At 50.3% G+C, this 26,366-nt stretch carries 19 protein-coding genes; 4 read left to right on the top strand and 15 right to left on the bottom strand.

Features of this window, described 5'->3' with window-relative positions:
• Positions 1-11: 11 nt before the first annotated feature.
• From cntA to RB298_RS21345, 7 genes are all read right to left on the bottom strand, one after another.
• A complete protein-coding gene (gene cntA, locus RB298_RS21375) occupies positions 12-1,616 on the bottom strand; it encodes a staphylopine-dependent metal ABC transporter substrate-binding lipoprotein (RefSeq protein WP_486048489.1) in 1,605 nt (534 codons plus the stop codon).
• A gap of 37 nt (positions 1,617-1,653) precedes the next feature.
• Complete coding sequence (locus RB298_RS21370; RefSeq protein WP_486048487.1) at positions 1,654-2,949, bottom strand: opine metallophore biosynthesis dehydrogenase; 1,296 nt, start codon at positions 2,947-2,949, stop codon at positions 1,654-1,656.
• 18 nt (positions 2,950-2,967) lie between these two features.
• Positions 2,968-3,774 carry a class I SAM-dependent methyltransferase gene (locus RB298_RS21365; protein ID WP_486048486.1) on the bottom strand — a complete coding sequence of 269 codons (807 nt, stop codon included), beginning with the start codon at positions 3,772-3,774 and terminating at the stop codon, positions 2,968-2,970.
• The gene (locus tag RB298_RS21360) at positions 3,755-4,636 is read right to left on the bottom strand and encodes a histidine racemase CntK family protein (RefSeq protein WP_486048484.1); all 882 of its coding nucleotides are present in this window, start codon (positions 4,634-4,636) and stop codon (positions 3,755-3,757) included. Before RB298_RS21360 ends, RB298_RS21365 begins: the two co-directional genes overlap by 20 nt.
• A 261-nt stretch (positions 4,637-4,897) precedes the next feature.
• On the bottom strand, positions 4,898-5,596 hold the full coding sequence (gene ric, locus RB298_RS21355; protein ID WP_375119721.1) for an iron-sulfur cluster repair di-iron protein: 699 nt from the start codon (positions 5,594-5,596) through the stop codon (positions 4,898-4,900).
• A 302-nt stretch (positions 5,597-5,898) separates the two neighbouring features.
• A complete protein-coding gene (gene ilvD, locus RB298_RS21350) occupies positions 5,899-7,590 on the bottom strand; it encodes a dihydroxy-acid dehydratase (RefSeq protein ID WP_375119720.1) in 1,692 nt (563 codons plus the stop codon).
• A 19-nt stretch (positions 7,591-7,609) separates the two neighbouring features.
• Positions 7,610-8,275, bottom strand: coding sequence for a GntR family transcriptional regulator (locus RB298_RS21345; protein ID WP_096773563.1), 666 nt, complete (start codon positions 8,273-8,275; stop codon positions 7,610-7,612).
• Positions 8,276-8,446: 171 nt separating this feature from the next.
• Here RB298_RS21345 and RB298_RS21340 point away from each other — a divergent pair, with 171 nt between their 5' ends.
• Genes RB298_RS21340 through RB298_RS21325 form a run of 4 tightly spaced genes read left to right on the top strand, consistent with a single transcriptional unit; the run spans position 8,447 to position 12,629 of the window.
• The gene (locus RB298_RS21340; protein ID WP_486048482.1) at positions 8,447-10,060 is read left to right on the top strand and encodes a spore germination protein; all 1,614 of its coding nucleotides are present in this window, start codon (positions 8,447-8,449) and stop codon (positions 10,058-10,060) included.
• Positions 10,061-10,062: 2 nt separating this feature from the next.
• Positions 10,063-11,157, top strand: a complete 1,095-nt coding sequence (locus tag RB298_RS21335) for a GerAB/ArcD/ProY family transporter (RefSeq protein WP_096773561.1) — start codon at positions 10,063-10,065, stop codon at positions 11,155-11,157.
• Positions 11,154-11,363, top strand: coding sequence for a CLC_0170 family protein (locus RB298_RS21330; RefSeq protein WP_096773560.1), 210 nt, complete (start codon positions 11,154-11,156; stop codon positions 11,361-11,363). Before RB298_RS21335 ends, RB298_RS21330 begins: the two co-directional genes overlap by 4 nt.
• Before the next feature lie 30 nt (positions 11,364-11,393).
• The gene (locus RB298_RS21325; protein ID WP_375119717.1) at positions 11,394-12,629 is read left to right on the top strand and encodes a Ger(x)C family spore germination protein; all 1,236 of its coding nucleotides are present in this window, start codon (positions 11,394-11,396) and stop codon (positions 12,627-12,629) included.
• Between the two features lie 65 nt (positions 12,630-12,694).
• Here RB298_RS21325 and RB298_RS21320 read toward each other — a convergent pair whose 3' ends face one another.
• From RB298_RS21320 to RB298_RS21285, 8 genes are all read right to left on the bottom strand, one after another.
• On the bottom strand, positions 12,695-14,929 hold the full coding sequence (locus RB298_RS21320) for a chondroitinase-B domain-containing protein (protein ID WP_486048479.1): 2,235 nt from the start codon (positions 14,927-14,929) through the stop codon (positions 12,695-12,697).
• Positions 14,930-15,112: 183 nt separating this feature from the next.
• Positions 15,113-16,237, bottom strand: a complete 1,125-nt coding sequence (locus RB298_RS21315) for a glycoside hydrolase family 88 protein (RefSeq protein ID WP_486048477.1) — start codon at positions 16,235-16,237, stop codon at positions 15,113-15,115.
• Between the two features lie 17 nt (positions 16,238-16,254).
• A complete protein-coding gene (locus RB298_RS21310) occupies positions 16,255-17,145 on the bottom strand; it encodes a carbohydrate ABC transporter permease (RefSeq protein ID WP_096773557.1) in 891 nt (296 codons plus the stop codon).
• 12 nt (positions 17,146-17,157) lie between these two features.
• Positions 17,158-18,126 carry an ABC transporter permease gene (locus tag RB298_RS21305; protein WP_176502390.1) on the bottom strand — a complete coding sequence of 323 codons (969 nt, stop codon included), beginning with the start codon at positions 18,124-18,126 and terminating at the stop codon, positions 17,158-17,160.
• Between the two features lie 87 nt (positions 18,127-18,213).
• Positions 18,214-19,875 (bottom strand): extracellular solute-binding protein, encoded by a 1,662-nt coding sequence (locus tag RB298_RS21300; protein ID WP_486048475.1) that lies wholly within the window; start codon positions 19,873-19,875, stop codon positions 18,214-18,216.
• A 156-nt stretch (positions 19,876-20,031) separates the two neighbouring features.
• Positions 20,032-22,362: a helix-turn-helix domain-containing protein gene (locus RB298_RS21295; protein ID WP_486048473.1), complete on the bottom strand. Its 2,331-nt coding sequence runs from the start codon at positions 22,360-22,362 to the stop codon at positions 20,032-20,034.
• A 106-nt stretch (positions 22,363-22,468) separates the two neighbouring features.
• Positions 22,469-24,721, bottom strand: a complete 2,253-nt coding sequence (locus RB298_RS21290) for a glycosyl hydrolase family 95 catalytic domain-containing protein (RefSeq protein ID WP_486048471.1) — start codon at positions 24,719-24,721, stop codon at positions 22,469-22,471.
• Complete coding sequence (locus tag RB298_RS21285) at positions 24,714-26,363, bottom strand: helix-turn-helix domain-containing protein (protein ID WP_486048469.1); 1,650 nt, start codon at positions 26,361-26,363, stop codon at positions 24,714-24,716. The genes RB298_RS21290 and RB298_RS21285 overlap by 8 nt, the downstream gene beginning before the upstream one ends.
• Between the last annotated feature and the right edge of the window lie 3 nt (positions 26,364-26,366).

Below are 26,366 nucleotides of genomic sequence, written 5' to 3'. Positions count from 1 at the left end.
GAGCACGCAGCCTATTCGAAATACATTTGTTCAAAAGGCAGCTCAAATTGGGTTTGCTTGAACGTAATGCCTTTCAAGTTCTTCGGTGCGAGAACCGTGACGCTCCCGCTCGAAATCGGGATAAATACGGCTTCATCGTGAACCGTCCGCATGATCTCGGCATACAACGCCTTTCTGGCTTCCTCGTCAGTCGATACCATAACCTGCTGTATCCGGTCATAGAGATGATCCGCTTCGGCGATCCCTTTGGTCGTATGCAGATAAGAAGCCTCGGAAGTGAACGCAGCGATGGTGCTTTGGGGGTCATACGCCAATCCCCAGGTCTGATTAAACAATAACTCGTAGTCGCCCGTAGACCTTCGATTCGCGATCGAACTCGATTCTTCGCCGATGATATCCAGCTTTATTCCGATCTGCATTAGCGCATGCTGAATGAATTCCGCCTGTGTTTTTTGCGAAGATGAATTGCTGTCATAATATAAGTTCATGGCCAGCTGCTGCCCGGACTTGGTCCGGGCCTCGTCGCCGCTGCCTTTTTTCCATCCGGCTTGTTCCAAGATTAACTCGGCCGCTCCCGGATCATGGCCGCGTTCCTTCAATTCGACATCCGCATAGTTCACGTTGGAGGAGAACAGTCTGTTCGCCTCGGCTTCGGTTCCTTCGAATATGTCCTTGCTGATCGTTTCGCGATCGATTGCATACCAGAATGCCTCACGCACCGCGGTTTCGCTTACCGGGCTGTCCGATTTGCTGCTGTTGGCGACTATCATTTTCGTATTCATGGCTTCGCTGCGAACAAGCTGATAGGTTCCGGCGTCAACCAGTTGATTCATCGCTTGCACGTCGATGCTGTCTGCCCCCCGATCATCGGTGAATACGAAGTTCACCTCTCCTTTCTGCATGGCCAGAAACGTCGTCTCGCCGGCAGGCAGCACCTTGGCCGTAATTTTCTTGATTTTCGGCGCACCGTTCCAGTATTCTTCATTGGCGGTAAAAACGGCATACTCATCGATTTTATGCTCCGTGAACTTGTAAGGACCTGTACCGTTATGGCCGTTAACGCCATCCTTCGTTTCCCCTTGAATGAAGTCCTTCGGCGATAGGAATACATACGGCCGCGTCATGGACAGTTCGACCAGCGTTGGGTAATAAGCTTCGCTTAAGATCAATTGGACAGTGTATTCATCCACGATCTTCACGTTTTTGATTTTGCTGGACAGCTTAATCCAAGCATGTTTTTCGGCATTACGCTGCACGGCGTCGATGTTCAATTTGACCGCTTCGGCATTAAACGGTTCTCCATCATGGAACTTCACGTCTTTTCTTAAATGAAAGGTATAGGTCCGGCCGTCTTCGGAAAGGTCCCAAGATTCCGCAAGCAGCGGCTTGATGCCCTCCTTCGTGTTCTCCACCAGCGACTCGTATACCATGCCCTGAGCCGGCATGGAGCCCGTGTACAAATGCGGGTTCATATCATGAATATCTTTTGCTGTCGCATAGATTAATTCTTCCTGGACAGCCGATGCGGATTTGTTTGCCTGATTCGTCTCTCCGCAGCCTGCCAAAAGCGCCATCGTGCATAAAAACATCCATATGATTACGGTTTTTCTTTTCACGGTTTTCCTCCTGCCACCCACTTGATTATGTTAACGTTCATGTATTGGTTAGGTCCTTGCATATCATGGCCAGTTCTTCTCCGAAACTCTGAACCGCGAAGGCGCCGGACAACGACCGGTCCTTATGAGCAAGTGCCACGCTGACGATTTTGCTTTCATATGCTGAAATGAACCGATCGATGGTTGGACATTCCACCTTTAAGAAGCCGGCAATGCCTTGTATGATCTTGATCCGATAATAGTCCTCCTTGGGCATTCTCGGGATATCCAGGCAGCCTTCCAGATTGATAAACAAACTCCGGATCGGCACCGCCGAGAAATCAAAGTACTTTCCTTCAGGATCCGGCTCAGAGAAGGGATCGATCAACAATGAGGCGTAACGAATATACAATAAATACTCTTGATGAATGCTTTCCAAGTGCTCGAAGCTGTCAATATCCCGGCGTGATAAACTCTCATTTCTCACCGGATAGGTATCATCCGTCATAAACTTCAGCAAATTGATGCCTCTCATCCCTAATCGACCCAAAATGTTCATCATTTCTTTCCACTGGGATAACATATTGCGGATCAGTTCCTGCGTAATAGGGCCCTCAGGAAAAAGCTTATAGACATACTTACGAGTACCCGATTCGTCAAAAATGGCGTTTAATGAGAAGTCATTCATGAATAAAGCGGGATGGACATATAACGAAATATTTCGCGCTTCTGCCTCCAGGGGCGTCCTCATGAATTCCACTTCAATGTCCGATTGCTTATACAGACCGCACAGCCTGTCAACAAGATCTGAGCGGCCCCGTGTCGAGCCGATATAGACTTTTTTCTTGACCCCCGTCGTTATGACATGATTGGAAACCCGGTCATCGACCCATCTGGTGTCCCCGATATATGTAGAAAAGCTTATGACTTCCGCACCCGGATTCAATTGCCCGATATAACCGGTTACCAAGCTGTTGGAACCGAACGTAGGGGAGATCAGCACCAAGCTGTTTACTTTTCGCAGAACGTCTTGGTCGATCTGTCGCATGACTTCCAAATATGCGTCGGTGGTCACTGCCAAAATCAGGGTATCCCACTGGCCTTCGATCGTCTCAATTCCACGAAATACGCCGTCCAAACGGTACTCGCCTTCCAAGGCATGATGTTTTTCGTTTTGGATGCTTACGCGAACCCTTTGACCGCTGGCCGAAAGCGATTCAAAAAAATCCGCGGAACGGACCGATTCCCGGCCCGCAATGCCCAAATGACAACGCTCCCCTTTCTTAAGGATCACTGCCAGCTGCAAGGCGGCTGGACCCGTTCCCAATATCAGGACTCGCTCCATATCTCTCATAAGAACACCTCACTTCGTTTAGCCATGTGTTATGGTGCCTTTTTTGTACAACGCGATGTCGAATATATCGTTTTGGCGCAATACCGTATCAACTAGTTTCCATTTGTCGTCATCCGTTTCTTTCATGGGGTAATTGAATAAAGACTTCAAACCGTTTCCGTGCCTCATGGCCACAACGACCTCTTCGTTCGTTAATGGATGTAACCGCTCCAACATGTCGTACTTTTCAGCAACCGTTGAACTGAAAATGATGTGGGTGACCTCTTGTATGTAATCAAGATTTTCTACTGGTGTATTTATCAGCCGGATCTTCAGCTCCGGGCCCAATGCCTCGATAACCTTGACCCCGAGCCCAATGGCCTCATCGTCAATGTCGATCCCGATCACCACGGCTCCCGTTCGCTTGGCGATCAATAGAGCCGTCATCGGAAATGCGCCGGAGCCAACCAGCAGTACGATCGACTTCGAAGTCACTTGGAAGCTTCCGAACTCTTTCTCGATGCATTCTTCGATATTCCTGAAATAATCGGTGATCCCCGTGTCTCCCTTGATCAATTTCAATGCGCGATATTTCTCCAGGGTCGCTACGCAGCGTGCCGAATACGCTCTCAATTCCTCCGCAAGCCCGTTCAAACCTCCAGTTCCTTGCCGCTCCAGCCCATCCCATATATTGGAGTTGGACTCGTCGGTGATAAACGTTGAATAATCATCGACCAGACGTTCCAGCTCGGTTCGGTGACGGGAAATATGATCGAAGCGGTCTGCGAAGTACTTAAACCTTGTTAAATAATCAGCCAAGGATTGATCAAACATGGTTAGTTTCACGAATTCCCACCCCCGCGATATGGTCTTCATCCAGATCAATGAATGCGATGCCTTGAGCCGCAATGCCAACGGCCCCTTCGATTTCCAGATGCGTCACCCGGTTTTGATCAAATAGTGCCTTTACATGAATCGTTCCGCCGGGCTGTTTGATGGAAGCCTCGACATCCCTCTTATGCTTCCAAGCTAAGTAGGCGCCTACGGAAGCCGTACCGGATCCGCAACCTCTTTCCCACACCGCGCTATTAAGCTCCGGTACATAAATGAGCGGAGTCAGTTCCCTAGTGCGGGAGTTGTATAACAGGATCCCGACCATTCTCGTATCGAGAGAGGGTCCGATGTGCTTGGCCAGGGCCAACATGCTGCTGTTCATTTGCGCATCGAAGCGCTCCACTTCAATCACGAAATGAACAAAATCGTTGTATCGAACGACAACCGCGTCAACAAGGGAGCACCCGTCTTGAAGGACCGTTTGATCAATTGTCACCGGAAGCGGCATGTTGACCCGGCAGCAATAATCCTCCTTGTTTTTTGTTACGTAGCATGACACTAACCGCTCCGCGCCTGAAACCTCCAGTCGAAATTCAGTTGTTATATGACGTTTCGTCCCTTGAACCTCTGCCAGGTATGCCGCTAAGGCCATGCAAGCATTCCCGCAAAATTCACCTCCTGCCATCCGCAGAAACGCTTCTGCATGATCTATCTTGGATTGTTCGATAAAACCAACCTGCTCTGCATAAACGTTGTCGTACGACATGATTTTAGCAGCGACGCGTTTATGTTCATCGTGCGGAAGCTTGGTGTTAATGAGAATCGTCATGTTCTGCGTGGGATTGCATTTCACAAAATCGATCTTCTGCTTCATCACGGGCTCCCTCTGTTCCAATGGATTGCCAGTTGGCTTAATATTCTTTATTCGTAATTTTTACGATTTAGAATGATGAGAATATAGCATGCCTTTTTGAAATAGTCAACATTTTTGCACGAAAAAACTCTTTCGACGTCATCATCGGAAGAGTTACTTATGCGTATATTGTCCGAATGCAGCGAATCGTTGAGTAGGATGACAGGCTGGAACAATAAAAATCCCTTCCTCATTCGGTGAGGAAGGGACGTTGTCGAAAGGTTATACCGCTTGTCGCAGCCGCGCAAACAATATGTTGTTTTCCAGATGGATATGCTCAAACGTGTCCTTTTCAAGCATGGCTAACCGTTGAAAGACAAGACGATACGTACCGCAGGCATCAGCCGGAAGCTCGAAATCGGATGTTACGTCCCGCAGCTCCTGCAGCAAGCTGCCGGCATGAGCATGTTCATGCTCCAGTTCGGACACGTGCGGCTTAAGCCCTGCTGCCGCTTGGTGGCTAGGGTCCGCCACAAATTTCAAGATGAGCGGAAATACACGTTCGTCCTCGTCCTTCGTATGCTCTAGCAGCTCCTTTTTCAATTCCGAGAAGAGCACCTGCACGCGAAGCAGCTCGGGATGATGCTCTCCATGCACACGGGCCAATTTCGTTACATAGGGCGTTAATGCCGGTAATTCATCACGGAGGAAGGCATGATGCTTTTGTTGGATGTGATCAATCAGTTCGGATTCCTTCAATGAAGCGGGACGGCTTTCCTGGTAATCGGCAAACTTGCTCTCTACGGACCGAACCTGCTCCAGAACGACGGCTGGATCCAAATGACGCTGCTTGGCTGCCTCTTCCAAAGGCACCTGTCCGCCGCAACAAAAATCGATGCGGAGGGATCGAAATAAATCCGCGGTTTGCGGGATGGATGTCACAATGTCGGATACTTGGCTCTGAAGCGTGAATGAACTCATTATTCAAACCTCCCTAGACTAAATACGTGTTTGTGAACTTTTTCACTCTTACAACTCAAGTATATGAAACTCCGATCCCCGCATATGTGATTGCAGTCATACTGAAATGTAACACTATGTGAACGATAGTACCGAAAGGACCACGGGAGCCAGGACAATAACAAACAGGGATGAAATCATCCCTGTTTTGTTCTCAAAGCTGCCCAGTTTCTTCGTCATCGTTCACATTACTCGGCCTTCTGACCGATGCCTGTCTTCGCCGAGATATTGACTATAAGCTTTAATTCGGGCTGGAAATTCCATTATTCTGCAGAGTCGGTAACCGCGCCTCTCGATGCTGAGGACACTAATTTTGCATATTTGTACAACACGCCCGTGGAAACTTTGAGTGGAGGCTGCTGCCATGCTTGTGCCCTTGCAGCCAATTCGGAATCCGATACGTCGAACGTCATTTCTTGCGTTTCGCTGTCGATCGTGATCATGTCTCCATTCCTCAGCAGCGCGATCGGCCCGCCTACCTGTGCTTCAGGCGCTACGTGACCGACAACGAACCCATGCGAGCCGCCCGAGAATCTGCCGTCCGTAATCAGCGCAACCTCTCCGCCAAGACCCTTGCCTACAATGAGTGCCGTGACCGACAGCATCTCCGGCATACCCGGGCCGCCCTTAGGACCGCAATAACGAATGACTAACACGTCGCCCTTGCATATTTCATCTCTCAAGATCGCTTCGGTTGCATCCTCCTCACTGTCATACACCTTGGCCGGTCCGACAAAACGCAGCTTCTTCATACCCGACATTTTGGCGACCGCACCTTCTGGCGCGAGATTGCCTCTTAATACAACCAATGGCCCGTTCGGCTTCAGCGGCTTATCAATGGGGCGAATGATTTCCTGGCTGCCCTCTAACGGCGCAGCTTCCGCCAGATTCTCTGCCAATGATTTACCTGTGACCGTTAGACAATCGCCATGCAGAAGCCCCTCGGCGAGCAATAATTTCATGACGCCCGGTACGCCGCCGACTTCGTTTAAGTCCTGCATGGCTTGTCGTCCGCTTGGCTTCAGGTCTGCAAGGTGGGGAACTCGCAAACGGATTCGCTCGAAATCGTCCAACGTCAAATCTACGCCAACCGAATGAGCGATCGCAAGCAAATGCAGGAACGCGTTGGTTGAACCGCCCAAAGCCATGACGACGGTTATCGCATTCTCAAACGCTTTTTTGGTCATGATGTCCCTGGGATAGATTTCTTGCTCCAACAAGGAGAGGACCTGCCTTCCAGCCGCAGCGCATTCCGCTGCTTTGTCTGGTGAAATAGCCGGCGTGGAAGAGGAACCGGGCAGGCTCATCCCCATGGCTTCTGCCGCAGCGGCCATCGTATTGGCTGTATACATGCCCCCGCAAGAGCCCGGTCCCGGGCAGACGCTGCATTCCACCTTATGTAACTGCTCCTCCGTCATTTTTCCGTCATGATATTGCCCGACCGCTTCGAAAGCCGTGACGATATCCACGTTCTTGCCATCGAGCTTCCCGGGCTGTATCGTACCGCCGTAAACATAAACCGCAGGAAGATTCATCCGTCCGATTGCCATCAGGCAGGCGGGCGTATTCTTGTCGCAACCGCCGATCGCCACCAGACCATCGAAACGTTCGGCCCCCGTCACGATCTCAATCGAATCTGCGATGGCTTCTCGGCTGGGCAGGGAGAACAGCATGCCCCCGTGCCCCATCGAAATGCCATCCGAAACCGTGATCGTGTTGAAAATAAGCGGAGCGCCGCCATGGTTGCGTACCCCTTGCTTGGCCTCTATGGCTAGCTTGTCGATATGCATATTACAAGGGGTCACTTCGCTCCAAGTGCTGGCTACGCCAATCATCGGTTTCTTAAAATCCGCATCCGTGAAACCAACAGCCCGCAGCATCGCCCTGTTCGGTACCCTGTTGACGCCCTCACTGATTACCTTACTGCGAATGCGTAAATCTTTTTTATTTGTCATCCTTCCTTCTCCCCTCTACTTAGAGTAACCCGTGTAGTTCCTGCATGGGACGCATGAAGTTTTGTTTCATCATAGCTTGAGCCCGATCACCGTCCTTCTGCTCGAAAGCGCTGATGATCGAGGCATGCTCATCGACTGAAGCCTGTGCGGCAGCAATCGGCTGTTTTAAGAACACGTACTTAAACCGCCGGATATGCATCTGAAGCGAGGCACTATATGCAGCGACATAAGGATTATCTGACAGCTCCACGATGAAATTATGAAACTGTTCATCCAACTCCATGGCTTGATAAGCTTGCCCGCTCTTCATGGCATTTTCAAAATCCAGATTCATCGCCCGCAATTGCTGGATCTGCTCCGGAACAATGATGGTAGTGGTCACTTCGGCAGCCAATGCTTGAAGAACGGCCATGGTCGAATACATCTTAAAGATATCTTCCCTTTCAATGGCCGTAACTTTTGTTTCTTTCCCGGGGTGCGTGGACACGAGTCCTTGTACTTCAAGCAGTTGAAAAGCTTCCCGGATGGGCGTTCGGCTTACGCCAAGCGATTCCGCCAATTCGGCGTCGAGCAATTTCTCGCCGGGCTGAAGCGTGCCATCGATAATCCACCGTTGAATTTGGGAGAAGGCTCTTTCTTTTGCGGTCATCCGTACGGGAGAGACATAATTCTTAGGAACTGGCATGGCTCATCATCCTTACTCTTTAAGTTTGTTATATGCAATATATCGCATTCATATATTAAATACAATACTTAGAGGGCTTCGTTTGATAAAAATAACAAACAGAGGAAATACTTAATCAAACTATCCAAACAGCTAAGGACCACCGTTTAAACAAGTGAGGTGTAAACAACAATGCCATTTTCCACATGGACGGGTTCAAACCAATCCCGTAACTCAAATAATGCGAGTTCAGATGGCCGTAACATATCGGAGAGCTTAGAAGAGACCACATCCGAAATCAAGAAAATTCTCGGCGATAACGACGATTTTATGATACATCCCTTCCATGTGTTCGGGCAGCATCCGGCCGTATTGTTTTATTTCTCCGATATGACGGATCACGCCGTCATTAATAATACTTTATTAAGACCGCTTAAATATGGCCCTCGCCATCTCGATGTTTCAGACCTCCCTCGCCATGCGTTGATGGACACTTTGATGAAGGATACGCTTTATCACAGCGAAGGATACGCGGAACGAAAAATCTCCGTGCTCACCGACAATCTTTTAAGGGGACAGTCTGTCGTAGCGATCGAAGGGCTGGACGAGGCCATTATCATTGATACACGAAAAATATCGCAGCGTTCAATCGAACAGCCGGCGACGGAACAGGTGATCCGCGGGGCCCGGGAAGGATTCATCGAGACGCTCGGCACCAACATTTCCCTGCTCCGCTACCGGCTGCAAACGCCGGATTTCCGCGTGAAATCCATGGAGATCGGAACGAAAACGAAATCCAAGGTTGCGGTCTGTTACATGGATGGCATCACCAATCCCGGCATCGTTAAAGAAGTGAATAAGCGCCTGGACGCCATTGAAATCGATGCCGTGCTGGATTCGGGGTATCTGGAACAGTTTATCGAAGACAATCATTGGTCTCCGTTTCCGCAAATCCAGTATACGGAGCGGCCCGACAAAGTCGTGGCGAATCTGCTGGAAGGCCGAGTGGCCATTCTGGTCGACGGTTCTCCTCTCGCCTTGATCGCTCCAACCGTATTCAGCCAGTTCTATCAAACGGTCGAAGATTATACCGAACGATTTCTATTGATGAGCGCGATTCGGCTGTCCCGCCTGGTGGCTTTGGTATTTTCCTTGGTTTTTCCCTCGTTGTATGTGGCGATTATCTCCTTTAATCCTGAGCTGATTCCCACGGAATTTGCGGTCGCCGTCGCAGGCGGACGTGCAGGCGTCCCTTTTCCGGCGATGGTCGAAGTGCTCGTTATTGAAATTTCGATGGAGGTTTTGCGGGAAGCCACGATCCGGTTGCCGCAGCAGGTGGGCGGTGCATTATCCATTGTCGGCGTGCTCGTCATCGGGCAAGCCGCGGTATCTGCCGGGTTCGCTAGTCCGATTACCATCGTCATCATAGCATTAACGACCATCGGATCTTTCGCAACCCCGGCCTACAACGCGGCGCTTGCGCTCCGTCTGCTGCGTTTTCCGCTGATCATATTGGCCGGGATCTTCGGATTGTACGGCGTCATGGTCGGCATCATCCTGATTGCCAATCATCTTTTGTCGCTTAAATCGTTCGGAGTTCCGTATCTAAGCCCATTCGTCCCAGGCAACTTTCAAGGCATGCGGGATCTTCTGACTCGCGGACCGCTGTGGAAGATGAAGAACAGGCCTTCCTTCCTCCACTCGCTTGACACATCAAGGCTCGGTGATCAAATGAAGGAGCAGGTGGATCATTCCTCAACCAATATCATGAATCCCGTCCAACCTAATGACGAGAAAGGTCGATAACCATGAATGAACAGCGCCAAATCACGGTTCTGCAAGCCTCTGCCATTACGATCAGCACCATCGTGGGAGTAGGCGTTCTTGCACTCCCTTTGTCTGCGGTCAAAGCTGCGGATGCCGGGGCTCCGTTCGTTACTTTTTTGGGAATGCTGCTGGCGTTTGTCGGACTTTTCTTCATGACCCGGCTCGGCATGCGGTTTCCGAATGACTCGTACGTGGAGTACACCGAAGTCATCATCGGCAAGTGGTTCGGTCGAATCGCAAGCTTGGTCTCGATTGCGTTTTTTGCGGTTTTGACCTCTCTGGTCGCCAGAGAATTCGGTGAGGTTGTCGTTACGGCCGTCCTGAAAAATACACCGCTGGAGGTAACGGTGCTAGTCATGCTGCTCCTGGCTGCATTTTCTTCACGCCGAAATATTATGACCTTTGCGTATATCCACTTATTTTACAGCCCCTTTATTCTGATACCTGCCCTTTTGATCGTCGCCCTTTCATTAAAAAATGCAGACTTGGTCAATGTTCTCCCTCTATGGGGAAATGAACCCGGAGGCATACCGGCAGGCATTATTACGCTCTCCACCGTGTTCCAAGGATACTTTATTATGATGATGGTCATTCCGGCCATGTGCAAACCTGAAAGAGCGATGCGGTCCAGCCTTTGGGCCATGGTAGTAACCGGCGCTTTGTATATTTTGATCGTGGCTGCCACCGTGGGTGTGTTCGGAGCCGAGGAAACCAAAAAGCTGTTGTGGCCTACACTGGAGCTTGCCAAAGCCACTTCATTGCCTGCCAATGTGCTGGAACGCTTGGATGCAGTCTTTCTAGCCGTATGGGTAACGGCTGTTTTTACTTCCTTGTTCTCTTGTTACTACTTTACGCTTTACTCGATAAGCAAGTTATTCCGGTTAGCGGATCATGGGATGTTGTCCTTCTTCATCCTCCCCTTTCTGTTCGTGTTGGCCATGCTGCCCCAAAGCTTGATTCAATTGAATGAAGTGAACGGCATGATATCCAAATATGGACTGCTGATTACTATCGCGTATCCCGGAATCCTTCTGATCATTGCCATCCTGCGCAAAAAAAGAGGTGCAGCCAAATGATCGGGGAAATTTACAGCGGTTATTTGGATGTTGCCATTCTGATCTGGCTCTTCTGCGGCTTGTTCAATCTGTTCATCGACACGAATAAGTACAGACAATCGAACATGACCAAGGAAAAAAAAGTATCCCGCGTGCTAGGTTGGATCAATATCGGTATCGTAACGGTTTGGTTTCTGGTTATCGTCCTTGTTAAAGTCTTCGTGTGAGTTTAGATGTCTGAGTTCAGGAGGATCTCAATGAGTAAGAGAGTAAACGCCGGCTTTAACCTAAAATTCATGATCCTTCTTCTCCTCTGCTCACTTCTGACAGGCTGCTGGGATCGGATGGAGATTGAGGAACGCGCGGTCGTTCTAGGTATATCAATCGACTCGGCCGGCAAGGATGCCGAGATTCGTGAAGATGAAATTTCTCATCTTCGAGGGAAATATCCCGCACCGAAACAGGAAATGATCCAGTTATCCGTTCAAATCGCTCTTCCCGGCAGAATACCGCTCGGACCCGGCGAAGGCGGTGCTTCAGGCGAAGGCGCCCAAGAAACTGTGTGGGTGCTTGATGTTGTGGGACATACCGTCGATGATGCGATGATGAATCTCCAGCAGCAAATATCAGGCAAATTGTTTTTTGGACATCTCCGTGTCATCGTCGTTTCTGAAGAATTTGCCAGAAAGGGGATGGAGAATTTAAACGACTATCTTCACCGAAACGCAGAAGTTCGCCGTATGGCCTGGCTGATGGTATCCAAAGGGAAAGCGAGAGAACTGATGGAAGCAGCTCCGAAGCTGGAGCGCGTCCCGGCATTGTATTTGTCCTCCACGCTGGACGACGCCGTTAAGCATGGCAAGTTCCCGAGCGACTATATCGGAACCTTCTGGAACAATTCGTCGAAGAAGGGCCAGGAAGGATTTCTGCCTTACATCCAAATCATGAAGGGCGATAACGTGGAAATCAGCGGCATGGCTTTTTTCAAAGGTGCTACACTGGTCGGCGTGACTAAACCGTTTGAAATTGCCGGATACTTGGTCATTAAGGGAATCAGTCCGGCAGGTTATCGCGGAATCATTCATGTTGGAGACGACTCTCAGGTCGTCACCATCCATGCAACGAACCGGGAATCGGAAATCAAGGTAGACATCAAGAACGGGCTTCCTCATTTTACGATCACGGCAGTGACGGAAGTGAATGTCGAAGAGAAAAACACGGAAACCCTCCCGCTCAATAACTCGCATATTCTTGAGGAAATTGCTCGGGAGAATGAACGATCCGTTAAAGAACTCATGCTCGGACTAATCCAAAAAACGCAAAAAAAAGAATCCGATATTTTCGGATTCGGCGAATTGGTACGAGCCAGAAAACCTTCCTATTGGAATAGCCATGTCAAAACCGCAGATCAATGGAGTGAAATTTATAAGCATACAACCTTTGATTTCCGTGTAACATCGAAAGTCCGAAGAGTCGGCATGAAGGCCGAATGATGGCGCTGAATGCGTGCGACAGGCGACGCGGATCAGCAGACACGATGGGTCCCAACGGCGCTGCTTTATTTTATCCAGGCGTCCGGGCCGACATCACGGGCAGTGAGCGGAGGATTGGACCGCTGTTTACCTGAGTCATACTCATCTGCACCTACGTCCGGGATATACCGAAGCTGTCCATCCAAGTCCTCCGCTGCAGCATAAGGAGCCAGGGCAGCGTCAACGGCGGGGCTATAGATGGATAACCGGATAAGTCCGTCCTTGCTGCGCACCAAACGAAGGTCTTGTTTGTTCATCTCTCTGTCCACGATCGGATTGTTCGAGATCGGTGCATTCCCCTCGAGTTTATTCCCCTTGTACTCCACCCGCTCCTGATCGGGTGCTTGAATAACCGCATCGGTTTCATGGAATATCGTACTTGCATGGCTGAATATCAAATTGTTGTATATCTTAGTTCCTACGGGTTGATAGGTTCTGCCGCCGAGATTGAAGGCCGTCGTTTGGTTGCCGACATTCACGATGGTATTGTTGTAAATCTGTACGTTGTACTGCCTCCAGTGTCCGCGCAGAAGTTCAGTCCTTTGCTCGGCCGGCAGGTCCCCCAGCCTCGCGGTTTGTTCCTGGCTACCACCCCAGCGCACCACCGGATTCGTACTGCCTTCCGGCCCGCCGTCATGCGTTCCGCCATCAAGGCGAATCACTTTATCCGTAAGACCTTCCATGTAATTGTTATAGATTTTGTGATCGTTGCCGTATATCCGGAACCCGCTGCTGCCCGGTGTCACCCCATCGCCGATGAGATGGTTGCCGTAGAAGCTGTTGCGGTTTCCGTGTCGTGACACGATCCCGCCGTATGAATTGCGAATCGTGTTATACCGTATGATATTGTCACTGCTCTTCACCGATATTACTTCGTCTTCGCCATGAAACCCGTCGAACAAATTATGCTGAATCGTAATATATCCGGAGGAGAGGGATGTACTGGAAAGACCGAGCCTGATGGCCTCCAGCCCGTTGGTTACCCGCGGACCGATTCCGTGAAAATAATTGTATTCAATAACATCGTATTGCGATATATGCTGCCCGCTATGCCCTTCGCCATCATATATCACGACTGCGCCAAAACCCTTCTTCGGTCCGATATCATTATAAGCGATCCGGTTATGGCTGCTCGTTCCTTCGACCCGGATATAATGTCGGTGCGTGCCATTGTCCGTTATCAGCTTCGGATCTTCATATGGCGTTAACCCCTCATATACTTCGCCATTCGGATCATACTGATCACCGCTGTACCGGCAGCTGTCCTCGACATCGAGCAGGCACCATACATTCCTGTTTAGAGCCTTGAATCGATAAGGCTGACCTGTTTCATTCAAGGCAAAGCTGTTGCCTAATATGGATATCCGGCTTGAGCTTTCCAATTGAATGCCCGGGTGTACCCCCGTAAGCGCCCGATGTGCCAACCCACGGTCAGTCAAGGTCTGTATTCCATTCTCATCGCCGATCCCGTTCCGGAACGTGAGCCCGCTGACTTCAACATAACTTGAATTTTCAATGTGCATGTAACTATTGCCGCTGATGACGGCTTTGCCGGACTTTCCGGTTATCCGAATCGGATAGGCCGCAGAGCCGTGTTTATCCTTCACAATAAATGGACCGTTCTGCTCATAGGTCCCATCCTTCAATTCAATCAGCGTGCCGGCCACTGCCTGATCCAGCGCCTGCTGCAATTGTTCCGCCGTACGAACCGAAACTCGCTTCAGCTCCGGGGGCTTCACGTCCTCCTCCTTCACTTCGCCGGCGTTAGGAGGAAGTGGCGGTAGCGGCTCTTCCGGTGATTCACCCGGCACTTTCCCTGCATAAAGCTCTACTTCCATGATGCTGTTCCAGTTTCCCGAGCTGCCGCCGGCGTTATTGCCATATCCAATCAACCGCAAATACCTGGCTTTCACCGGACTTTGCAATACATAAGTTTGCAAGAGGCTGTCTTCCGGCTGCAGCTGCCGGCTGAATTGTCGTTCAAACACAACGGTGCTGGATTGAAAATCTTCGGTATGCGAAGCTGATATCTCAAAACTGGACAGACGCTCTCTGGCATTCAAAAAGGCAATATTCACATACGTGACCGTCTGTTCCGTGCCCAGATCAAACTGCAGCCATTGTCCTTGACCGGAAGCGGACCAGCGGCTTTGCTGGCTCTCCGCGTCCTCGCCCCATACCCCGTCCAACACATTCCCCGGTACGTAATTCGTGCCCGGTTGGTAGCTGCTAGCCGTTACCGTGCTCTCGATCCGATTCATGCTGCTCCCTCCTGCATCACCCGAAGCCCCTTGGGCTTCTGAAGGTGTTATCATCAGTGTTCCGATCAACAGGATTATAACCAGTCCCATATTTATCGATCGGAGAGACCGTAGGTTTAATGCGGTAAATAACGTTCTCATATCCGTTCACCTCGCTTCGAATATTAACGTACCGATAACCGATCAGAATACGCGATGGGCCCAGCCCCGAAGCTTCGCGAGTGCCTCAATGTAATAATAATCCCCATATATAAGCGATACATTGATATTGGTATCCGCCGGCTTATGGCCGGTTCCGCCAAACAGGATCCCCTCATGCTCAGGGGCCTGAAAGGCTGCATACTCCGTCGACAAAACCGCGATGATTCGTTCAGCGGCTTTCCGGTACACAGCGCCAATCTCCGGGGTTGTCAGGGCAGCCAGCTCCAATAATCCTGAAGCGGCAATGGCCGCGGCCGAAGTGTCGCACGGCTCGGTTTCGGGATCCGGTACGCGGAAATCCCATGGCGGGACCCCATGTTCTTGTAATGAGGCTATAAAATGATGAGCTACCTGCTTGGCGGCTTGCAAGTAATTTAAATTGTTCGTGTATCGGTAAGCGTTGGCCATCCCATACAACGCCCACGCATTCCCTCTGGACCAGCAGGAATCCGGGGCATAGCCCTGCCAGCCTTTATACTCCAGCAGCTCTCCGCTTTCCGGATCAAATACGGCAACATGGCAAGTGGATCCATCGGCACGAATCATATGCCGTAATGCCATGTTTACGTGGGCATTTGCGATGTGGCGGAATCGAGGGTCTTCTCCTTCTTCGGCAGCCCAATACAAAAGGGATAAGTTCATGAGACAATCGATGATGGCCCATCCCGGAAGATCCTTGTTCCATGCCCTGATGTATTGGCCGGCCAGGTTAAACCGCCCTGCCAGAAAGTTGGCAGCCGCAAGCCCTCGCCTTTTGCCGTCTGCATCGCCGGTCAACTTGTATTTCATGACGGATGTCGGCAAATACTGAAATCCCACATCATGGTGAAAGCGGCTTTCTTCCAGCGTCAAACGCTCCATCCGAATATCAAAGTCCCACGCCGCTTTCCGATATTTCGTATCTCCGGTCATATCGTAAACAATCCACAGCATTCCCGGCCAAAAACCCGAAATCCAGTTATCCAACGTCAAATCGTCGTATTCTCCGTCCTTGGCCGCATGCGGTGCAAGATCTGGCTTTCTGGCCAATATCCGGTCCACCTTCATGCGAGCACCATTCCACCACGTATCCAAGTCGAGTTGAGGGCGGGTCTCTAGTTTACTCATCCTATATCCTCCTATCGCTATCCTTTAATGGCACCAATTAGAGCGCCCTTCACGAAATACTTCTGCAGAAACGGATAAACCAGCAGAATCGGGACCGTCGCCACGATAATGGTCGCATGCTTCAGCGTCTCGCCGATGACGGCGACTTCCCCGCCGCTCGCACCGCTTGCCATAGAACTTGCATCGTTCAGAAGCAGCAGCTCCCGCAGGACGAGCTGCAGCGGATACAAGGAGCGATCCTGCAGATAGATCATGGCCTGAAACCATGAATTCCAGTGACTGACGCCGTAATACAGCAGCATGACGGCGATAACCGGCATGCAGAGCGGCATCATGATTCGGAATAAGATGACAAATTCATTGGCTCCGTCAATCTTGGCCGATTCTTCCAGACTATCCGGCACCGCCTCAAAAGCCGTTCTCATGATAATCAGATTAAAAGCAGATATGGCCTGTGGAATAATTAAGGACCACAGCGTATTGGTTAGCTCCAAGCCTTTTACTGTAAAATACAGGGGAATCAAGCCGCCGCTGAAGAACATCGTAAATACGATAAACAGCATCAGTTGCTTACGATATCGCAATCCCTTACGGGACAGCGCATACGCTCCGAACGCGGTCAATGTAATATTAAGCACCAAGCTGCCGGAAACGATAAGGAACGTATTCATGTATCCTTGAATAATCATCGGATTATCAAACACGAGCCGATAAGCGTTAAACGTCATATCCAGCGGCTTCCACAGAATCCCCGAATGCTGCATGTAACGGGTTGGATCACTCAAGGAAGCAAACAGCACGTAGATCAATGGATACAACGTACATAATGTGATGATGGTCAACAAGGCGTAATTAAACATATCAAACAGCTTTTCGCCGACCGATCGATTCCCTGCTCTCCATTCCATTCCCTTCACCTCCTACCACAAGCTGGTTTTGTTCATCCTGCGGCTCAGCCAGTTTGAGCCGATGACAAGCGTGAAATTGATGGCCGAATTGAACAGCCCTACTGCCGAGCTGAAGCTGTAATTGAATTCCTGCAGCCCGACCCGGTACACATAGGAGCTAATGACGTCTGCGGTATCGTAGATTGACGGGTTATAGAGCAGAATGATTTTCTCGCTGCCGACGTTCATCAGCCTACCGATCTCAAGAATGAACAGAATGACTATCGTTGGCATTATCCCCGGCAGCGTCACGTTCAGCATTTGCCTCCACCGGTTGGCTCCATCGATCTTCGCGGCCTCATATTGTTCTTGGTCGATACCGGCCAAGGCGGCAAGGTAGATGATGGTCCCCCAGCCGATGTTCTGCCAAATTCCGGAGGTTACGAAAAGAGTCCGGAAATATTCGGATTCCAGCAGAAGGGAGACCCGTTCCCATCCGAAAAAGGCCATGATATCGTTGATTAACCCGTCACTCATCGTGAATTCCTTAATGATGCCGCAAACAACGACCAGCGAAATAAAATGCGGCATATAGGTTATGGTTTGAACCGTGCGTTTGAAAGCGGTTTTTCTGATTTCGTTCAGCAGGAGCGCCAATATAATGGGGGCCGGAAAGCCAAAGAGCAGTTCATAAAAGCTGATTAACAGCGTATTCTTGACAACTCGCCAGAAGTAAATGCCGTTGAAAAACGATTCGAAATGCTCCCAGCCGGCCCATGGGCTTCCCATGATACCAAGACGTGGGGAGAACTCTTTAAAAGCTATGGACGCCCCGTACATCGGAAAATAATGAAAAACCGCGAAATATAGAAGTACCGGAATCAACATGATGTATAGGAAACGATTTTTGCTAATGTCCTTCAGCAAGCCCCATTTTCGTGGATTCAGTCCTGCCGTGTTTGAAGGAATTGACGTGCGTGTCGGAGGCGGAAGTTTCGCCATGCCGTTCTCACTCCTCATGTACGGTCTATTGAAGTAGCAAGTTATCGGGGGAATGAACCGCTCCATTCCCCGCGCGTTATGATTTCGTTATCTGCTGTTGTATCGATCCAGTGCGCTTTGATAGATTTCAACCGCCCGCTCAATACCCAGCTTCTTGAGCTGCTCCACATACTTGTCATAACTCTCCATCGGCTCCTTGCCGACAATGAACTTGACAAACATTTCCTCTTTATAGTTGCTTACTTCGGTTAGAATCTTGCCAAGCTCCTTGCTTTCTTCGGCGGTTGGCGTCAGGAAGCCAGGCAGTATATGCTTCTCGGCATCCGTCTTCGACCATACTTTCACGGCCTCATCCTGCTCGGGGAACGTATTCCAGTTCCGACGTTCATCCGCTTCGTATGGACCATTCGGCTTGGAATACTGCGATACCATCTGCTGCAGACTGTACTTCTCATTGTTTTTAATCAAATCGGTATACACCGGAGCGCCGTTCTCCATCACATAGCTCTCCCTTTCAATGCCAAAGTTATAGAGCAACGAGCCTTCTTCGCTGTAAGCATAATCAAGCCAGCGTACGATCAGCTCGGGATTTTTGGCAGCCGTTGTGATGGCCTTGCTCGGTCCCGGATTGTACTTGAAGTCCCGTTGTCCGATAAAGGGAATTTCGCCCGGATTGAGCGTTGGATATGGAGCGCCGACCAGCTTGAATTTCGGATCCTGCTCCTTCATGGCATCCATCCATTTGCCCATGCCGCCGCTGAGGAGATGTACCGTTGCCCCGGTCTGCCCGGTCAAGATCTTGTTATCCAATGCTTTCGTATCGGTGAGCGCAAAATCCTTGTCAAACAACCCTTCCGCGAACCATTTGCGGAACAAGGCCAGGAAATCCTTGTATTGCGGATCCATAGGCCCATACTTTACCTTTCCTTCATCATCTACATAGAAGGAGTTCGATGTCTTGTAAGCTCCGATGAAGGCATCTCGAATCTCAAAATTTCCGCCGGTATACGTCACGCTAAGCGGCGCAGTGGCTCCTTTTTCGTCGCGAAAGGCGATTAGCGTCTTCTCCCACTCCTCTATGGTCGTCGGCACGGGCAGCCCAAGCTCTTCCAGCCAATCTTGGCGGATCATGGGCCCGCGGAAGACGAGCCCGGACGGATTGCGGATCATGGGAAATACATAATACTTGCCGCTGTCTGTTTTGACCATGCGATCAAGAGTCGGGTCCGCTTCGAGTTTCTTCTTCAAGTTGGGCGCATATTGATCAATCAGATCATTAAGTTCCAGAATCACGCCGTCCTGGATGGCTTTCTCCGGTCCGCCCGGATAAGAGCCCGCACTTCTTCCGGTCCAATCATATTCAATGACGTCCGGAAGCTCATCGGAGGCAATCATCAGATTGAATTGCTCGGTGGTCTGCTGATCATTCGGATGAATGTACTCGACCTGCACTCCCGTTTGGTCGACAAGCGCCTTCCCGAACGGTGTATCCGCAAGATTGGAATAGAAGGTTACGGCATTCATGTTCAAGATTTCCCAAGACGTGATCGTTTCGGTTGTGTTCAGCGGATACGATGAGCCGATTGCGGTTGACGCATCCTTCCCGCCGTCGTTCGGCTTTGCCTCCGGCGTATCCTCCTTACTCCCTGACGAACAACCCGCAAGCAGCAAACTAGTTAACAATACGGCGGTCAATCCTGACTTCAAATTTCTCAGCAAGCTGTCTTTGGCCAGCATACGATGTACCATCATCATTCCCCCGATTTTAGGATAAGGATCAGATCGGCGGTCTTGCCGACCTATCCGATGTCATTGTTCAATAAAACCGAATCCGTTAACATAGACAAAATCTAAAATCGCAGGCAATTTCTTAAAAATCGATGTTTCGCCATCTCAAAATCCGGTTTATAGCGCGGTTTTCTGGTATTTTCCGGGGGTGATGCCTTCGAATTTTTTGAAGATTCGCAGAAATGTGCTGACATCCGCGTAACCGACCCGGCCCGCGATTTCATTTACGGTAAGTTTCCCATGGGCCAGCAGTTCTTTCGCCTCAGCCACACGAAGACGGTTGATGGAATCCAGCAAGGTTTCTCCGGTGTAATCCTTATAGAGTCTCGAAACGTAAGACGGAGTCCGCTGAAAAGCATCGCCGATCATCGAAATATTCAAACTCGGGTCATAAAGGTTCTCTTCGATATACAGCCGGACATCTTCGATGAAATAACGATGATGATCCCGTTTCTCGGCCAGAATCCATCCGCAGACATCCCCGAGCATTTGTTTCATCCGATCCTTCATCTCCGGAACATGATCGCACTCGAGCAATGGATTCACTTCAATGTAATGGTCTTCCCATGTTCGCTTGCTTCCCGCCTTCACTTCCTCAAGGGTATTCAGCATCGTGCTTGCCAAGTTGTACATCAGGCATTTGGCAAGTGGAACCGAAACCGGGTGCTTGGTAAAATTGGCTTGAAAAATATCTTCAAGAATCGCTTCCGCTTTGTCGTAGTTCCCGCTTTTCACCACATAAACGAACTGCTGCTCAACACTTAGAGGATAATAGAAACGGTGGGACTGCTTACCTTTACTCATCAGAGTATCGCTGTACTGGATAAACTGGCCGCTCCCTATCACAATGCGGTACTCAAGCGCGGTTAGAGCCTCTTGATAAGATTGAGCGATGCCGTGCAAGCCCGTATGGACCTGTCCTACGGCCAGCGTAAGCTCCGTTTCGATATGTTTGCCCATGAAATCCTGGACCTCGGCCAGCATTCGGTTCAGAACGGATAGCTCCTGCTCCTCAGGGATTTCTGCTCTAAAGTTAACAATACAAGCAAGCACATCGTTCATTTCCGTCGTAAAAGCGACCGCTTCATTGGATGCCGTATCCTCAAGGACATTCGTCAGCACGAAATAGAGCATTTGCTGCTTCTGATCCGGGAGCCCACGGATGCCAAACTGCTCAAACTTGCCAAAATGATCGATCGATATCAGCATGACGACAGATCGCTCCGATCGAAACCGGATATCGTGGGCCGGGAGGGCGCTCTGGAGCGATTGATCATGATCGGCGTACCCCTTCAGGAGGCGCCGCAGCAAATGAGCTCGAATCGTATTGCCATGTTTGCGAAGCTGCGTTTGTATATCTGCTTTTTCATGGAATTGATGTTGAATCGCCCCCTCCAGGAATGCGTATTCATTGGCCCCCCGGTCAAATCTGAGGCCGAATTGCTTGGATAAACTGTGCAGCATCAATTGAACCGGCATATAGTTTCGGCGTAATAACAATCCCGTGACCAAGCCTCCAATGATCAGGCATAGGGCTATGCTGAGCCATGTCAAAAGGCGTAAATTTTTCATTTTCTCATTAAACAAAGCCGCCGGGAGTACCGATACATATTTCCAGCCGGTGACTTGGGACGTAATATAGGAAAGCGCGGTCTGCCCCGCATCCGATTTCATATAGATCATTCCGCTGTCTCCTTGCAAATGTTCATAACGCAGATTTGCAGGTACGGCCAGATCCTTGTCGGATGCAGCGATGTACCGGCTTTCCGCATCTATAATGAACATATTGGCACCCTTTTGCTGGGGAACGCTCTCGATTAGTTTCGAATCCTTGATCAAGAACAGGACAACGGCCGAAGGCTGGGCCGGAGAGTTGAATACGAGGGAATGGGCGAACACGACAACCGGGAAGCTCTCCATGCCGTCATTGAACACCATGGGTTTGTAACCGTTTACATATCTTTGCTCGAAAAAATCCGTCCACTGATCATAGGAGGTGTCGTCCGGCTGTCTCAGCTTTTGATAGAGGCCCATGCCGTTCGTGTGATCAAACGTTGATATAACCGTACCGCTGTTCAGGTACATGACGTAGATATCTTCGATGGAATCGTTCGCATTTTTATACGTTCGCAGGCTCTCGGATATCTTGAACACATCATAATATTGAGGATCGCGAAGCGGGAGCTCCGCGCTGGAAAATGCAGAAATCTCCTTGTTTAACGCAATTTCCAGGCTTAATCGCTCAAGGCTCTTCAGCTTGCTGTCAATGGACATTTCCATCTGCTGAAGAAGTAACCCGTTTGCCCGGTTGGTTTCGCTCCTCACTTGATGGTACGAGATCGAATAGAGCACAAAGCTGATCAGGACTGGCACCATTAATACGGTAATATAAGAGAACAGCCATGCCGTAATGACGCTGCGGTTATATTTGCGAAGGGTGCTGAACATGCGATTATTCCTCCTTATCACCTGCTGTTTATGATAAGAGCAGCCTTGATGGGGATAAGGCTGCTCTTCGGACTAGATCTGTAGTTGGCTTTCGGCATTTATACGGTTAACGGGGAATTCCGTACAGCCTCCATGGCTTGCGGCTGCCGAACATATTGCATTTCCCCTTCTCTGCAGGAATGGGCGAGATCTTGAAAGGCGAAGATCCGCTCCAATGATCGCTGTATATATAAGCTTCTTCTCTCGCCTGCATAACCAGATGGATCCATCCGTCAGCCTGGATCGGACATACTGTGGACATGCCCCCGATCTCCAATACCAAGCCGGCATCCGGTGATGAAACCATATCCGTTGCGATTCGGCACGATCCACCCGCAAGACTGCAAATATGTATCCAAGCGGTACGCCCCTCCTCCCGAACAGCACTCACAAGAAAGCCGCCTTCCGACCGCAGCCGATGAAATACCGCCTCCGGCCACTCCTCAGGAACAGCGGGGAAAACGCTGATTCGCTCCCCTCTGCTCTGGAGCAGCATATCATGGATCGACTCCGCCCCCGCGAGCGGCGTTTCGATGACCGGTCCCGCCTCTTTATACATGGTGTTCGGCTTGATGAGATGCATTAAGCTTCTTAAATACGCCAATGCTTCATCGCCTAGTCCGAGTATGGCTGCAATCGAGGCTGCTCCGGTGAAGCTGAATCCGCGCAAATCTCCTTCAAGTCCGATCCAATGGCGGAGCGAGCGAAGGATAAGCTCCCTCTCCTCTTCGGTATCGCCTACGAGTTGCAGCGGAAATGCTGCCAGCAGGTGGCTGAAATGCCGGTGTCCAAAATCCAAGCGCTGATTCTCGCCGATCATATAACCGGAACTATCGACCGGAAAGGGTACCAATCGGTCCAGGACCTCCCGCCAGCGATCATGCAGCGAATCATGAATGCCGAGCTTATCCGTGATGCGGATTAAGGTTTCACATCCCCAGCGCAGCAGGGCCAAATCATAATGGGCATCGGCAATCTTCAACTGCTTGAAGGAGCCGTATTCAGGCGAAACCGTCGGTGGTAAATGAAGTCGGCCGTCCTGCCCTTCCTCAAGAAGATGCAAATATAAACACACACTGCGCCGCAGGAGTGGATAGACCACGTCTTGCAGCATATTGTCGTCCATGGCATAACGGCAGTGACGCCAGCAGTTATGCATGACCCACGTTAAATTCCCCACTTCATCCGTGACCGGGCTGTGCAGGTCATAGCTGGAGCTCCGGCCGAGTCCGGCCGAATCCTTACGGTAGGCTTCGGGAACGTTTCGGATCAGCTGCTCCTGATGCTCCTGCAATGAGCGAATCAGCGACATGCCGAGATGGAGACGATTCGCCGTATAGATTGGGGAATAACTCATCTGAACATTCATATTGAACCATAACCCCGGCCATGGCGTGGAAGTGAGCCACGGACCTTGATTATCGATAGGGAGTGAGTCCGCTCGGGTCGCAGAAGCCAGCTTATACATCTGAATCCAGTAAAAGCTCTCCAGCTGCGTATCCGGTATGGATATGAAACTCTCCGGGTAATAATGATGCCACCATTGGCGATGGGCATGCAGCCAAGCTTCCCAACCGATGGTTGAGAGGGGGACAGCCCGAAGCTCTTGAACCGCTTGATCGCGAACGGTATTTTCCACCCCTTTCATGACGGTTAAGATACAGGTTTGCCTGCTCCATTTCCCCAACTTTCGTTCGGTCGGATCAGGGCGGCATGTAAGCCAAGCTGTAGTGCAGCCTTCCCCGCTTCCATATTCCTGGACGCCGATCGATATCTCGCCGGATTTCAAATGCTGAACAGTGGTTTCGGGAATAAACTGGTTGAGATTAATCCCGTCCGCATTCTTCAATACGGGGTCAACCTCCGGATAAGCGTACCACTTCAGCTTCGCATCGTGTTCCCCTTCATCTGCCTCCAGCTCCACAAGAAGTACCGGAGCCGTTGCATGAATCAGCGCGCGAATCCTGACCTCCCCTTTGGTTGTCGGTATAACCGCTCTAAGCTCAGCATTCCATAAATCCAATCGGATTTCGCAGGGCTGATAAATCCAGCCCTCCAGCTCCAAAGCGAGCTCGCCGATGGGCACGCGTACCGAAAAATCCCGATTACCCGGGCGTGATGCGGTGATATCCGACCGTCCAAGCACAAAGCGCAGCACGTTCCGTTTATCCCGGTGTTCCTCGCTATACATCATCGCGCCCAGCATGCCGTTTCCAAGAAACGCCCCTTCATCCCAGCTGATCGGACGCGTCGACCATAACATGTCGTGCCTGGACATAAACACCGGCCAATCAATGGCTTCCTCAATGCGGCTATTCACGAACTCCCTCCTTTTGCAATGGAAAGTTGTTGTCTAGGTGCGCCTGCTTAAACTCCGATGGCGTCATCTGCGTATACTTTTTGAAAACGTCGCTAAAATAACGGCGCTCCGCATAACCAAGAGACTCTGCAATTTCCTGGATCGGCCGATCCTCCAAGAGCAAACGCTTAGCCTCCTCGATCCGTATCTGGGTAACATAATGACTAAATGCCATCCCCGTCACTTTCTTGAACAAGCCGGCAAAATAGCTGGGGCTCAGGTGAACCGCCTTCGCGCAAGCACTAAGGCTGATGTCCTGATCCAAATTGGAGTTTACATATTGAATGGCATCCTGAATGATTTTCACGGCCGCGGAACGGCTCTGATTCTCGATGCGTTCACAGCCCAGCGTTACGATGTGATGCAGCACCCTTCTCATGTCCGCCAAGGATCTCTCGGAGCTCACCCTTCCTTCCCGAACGATCGAGCTCAAATCGGCCAATTCATTCATCGGTACCTTCTCTTGTATCGCCCGAAGCATCATATATGCTAGCTCATAATATAGGCTGATGAAATATTCCGGTTTGGGAAGCGGTATCCTGTCCTTAAACTCGTCGAGGATGTGATCGAGTCTCATTATGGCTTGACTGACGTTGCCGGATTGTATTGCGTACACCATCTCTTGTTCTGCACTTCGAATGCTGCGCGGCAAGGACATTTCCGTGTTAGCCACCTCTTCATAGGAGATAACCGCATTGCCGCCGGTATAGAAATGATACGACAGTGCATGCAAAGCTTGATCATACGATGCATACAAGTCGTGGATATACGAAACGATTCTGCCAATTCCTATGGATACCGTTAAAGATGTATATACGCTCACATGGTGACAGCACGCCTCCGCTATTGCTGCCGCTGAATCTGATAACGGCGCATTCAACACCGCTACCAGACGGTTTGCCGAGTCCCGGAATACCAGTCCCCTAGTATATAAAGCGATGGTCTCTTCCGTAATATTTTTCAACGCGAACCTGGCAAGCTCGAGTTCGTTCATCGGCGAATCCCGATACTTGTCGTCATAACCGTCGATTTCAAGAATCATAACGAGCAGATGCCTGGGCTCCAAATCAGGCTTAACATATTCCCACCGTTGCTTCGCTTCCTGCTCATTCACCTTATGATGCAGCAGCCATGCAAACAATTCCTGACGCAGAAACGGCATACTCTCTTGAACCCGCTGCTCCAAATCAGCGATATGATGCTCTTGGTTTCGCAGCGCCTCGATCTCTTCTTTGGCCTTTACAACAATCTCCTCAATATGGGCCAGCGAAAAAGGCTTGGTAATCAAGTTGAACGCTCCAAGCTGAACGGCTTGCTTCGCATATTCGAAATCACTGAAACCCGTCATCAAGATGACCTTGCTGCGCGGCAGCAATTCTTTGACGCGCCGGGTCAATTCCAAACCGTCGAGCTTCGGCATTCGAATGTCGGTCACGATGATATCCGGTTTGCTTGTTGTGATCAGGTTCAATCCGTCTTCTCCATTTATGGCCGTTCCGCATACCGTGATCCCATGACGTTCCCAGCTGATTTGCTTGGATATGCCGTCGACCACGCTCTGAATATCGTCAATGAAACATATCGTTGTCGATATAACGCTCATCGT

The sequence above is a fragment of the Priestia sp. BR_2 genome (assembly GCF_041954005.1).
In the GTDB taxonomy this organism is placed as follows: Bacteria; Bacillota; Bacilli; order Paenibacillales; family Paenibacillaceae; genus Paenibacillus_AQ; species Paenibacillus_AQ lautus_A.
This window is presented reverse-complemented; position numbering and strand designations above follow the sequence as displayed.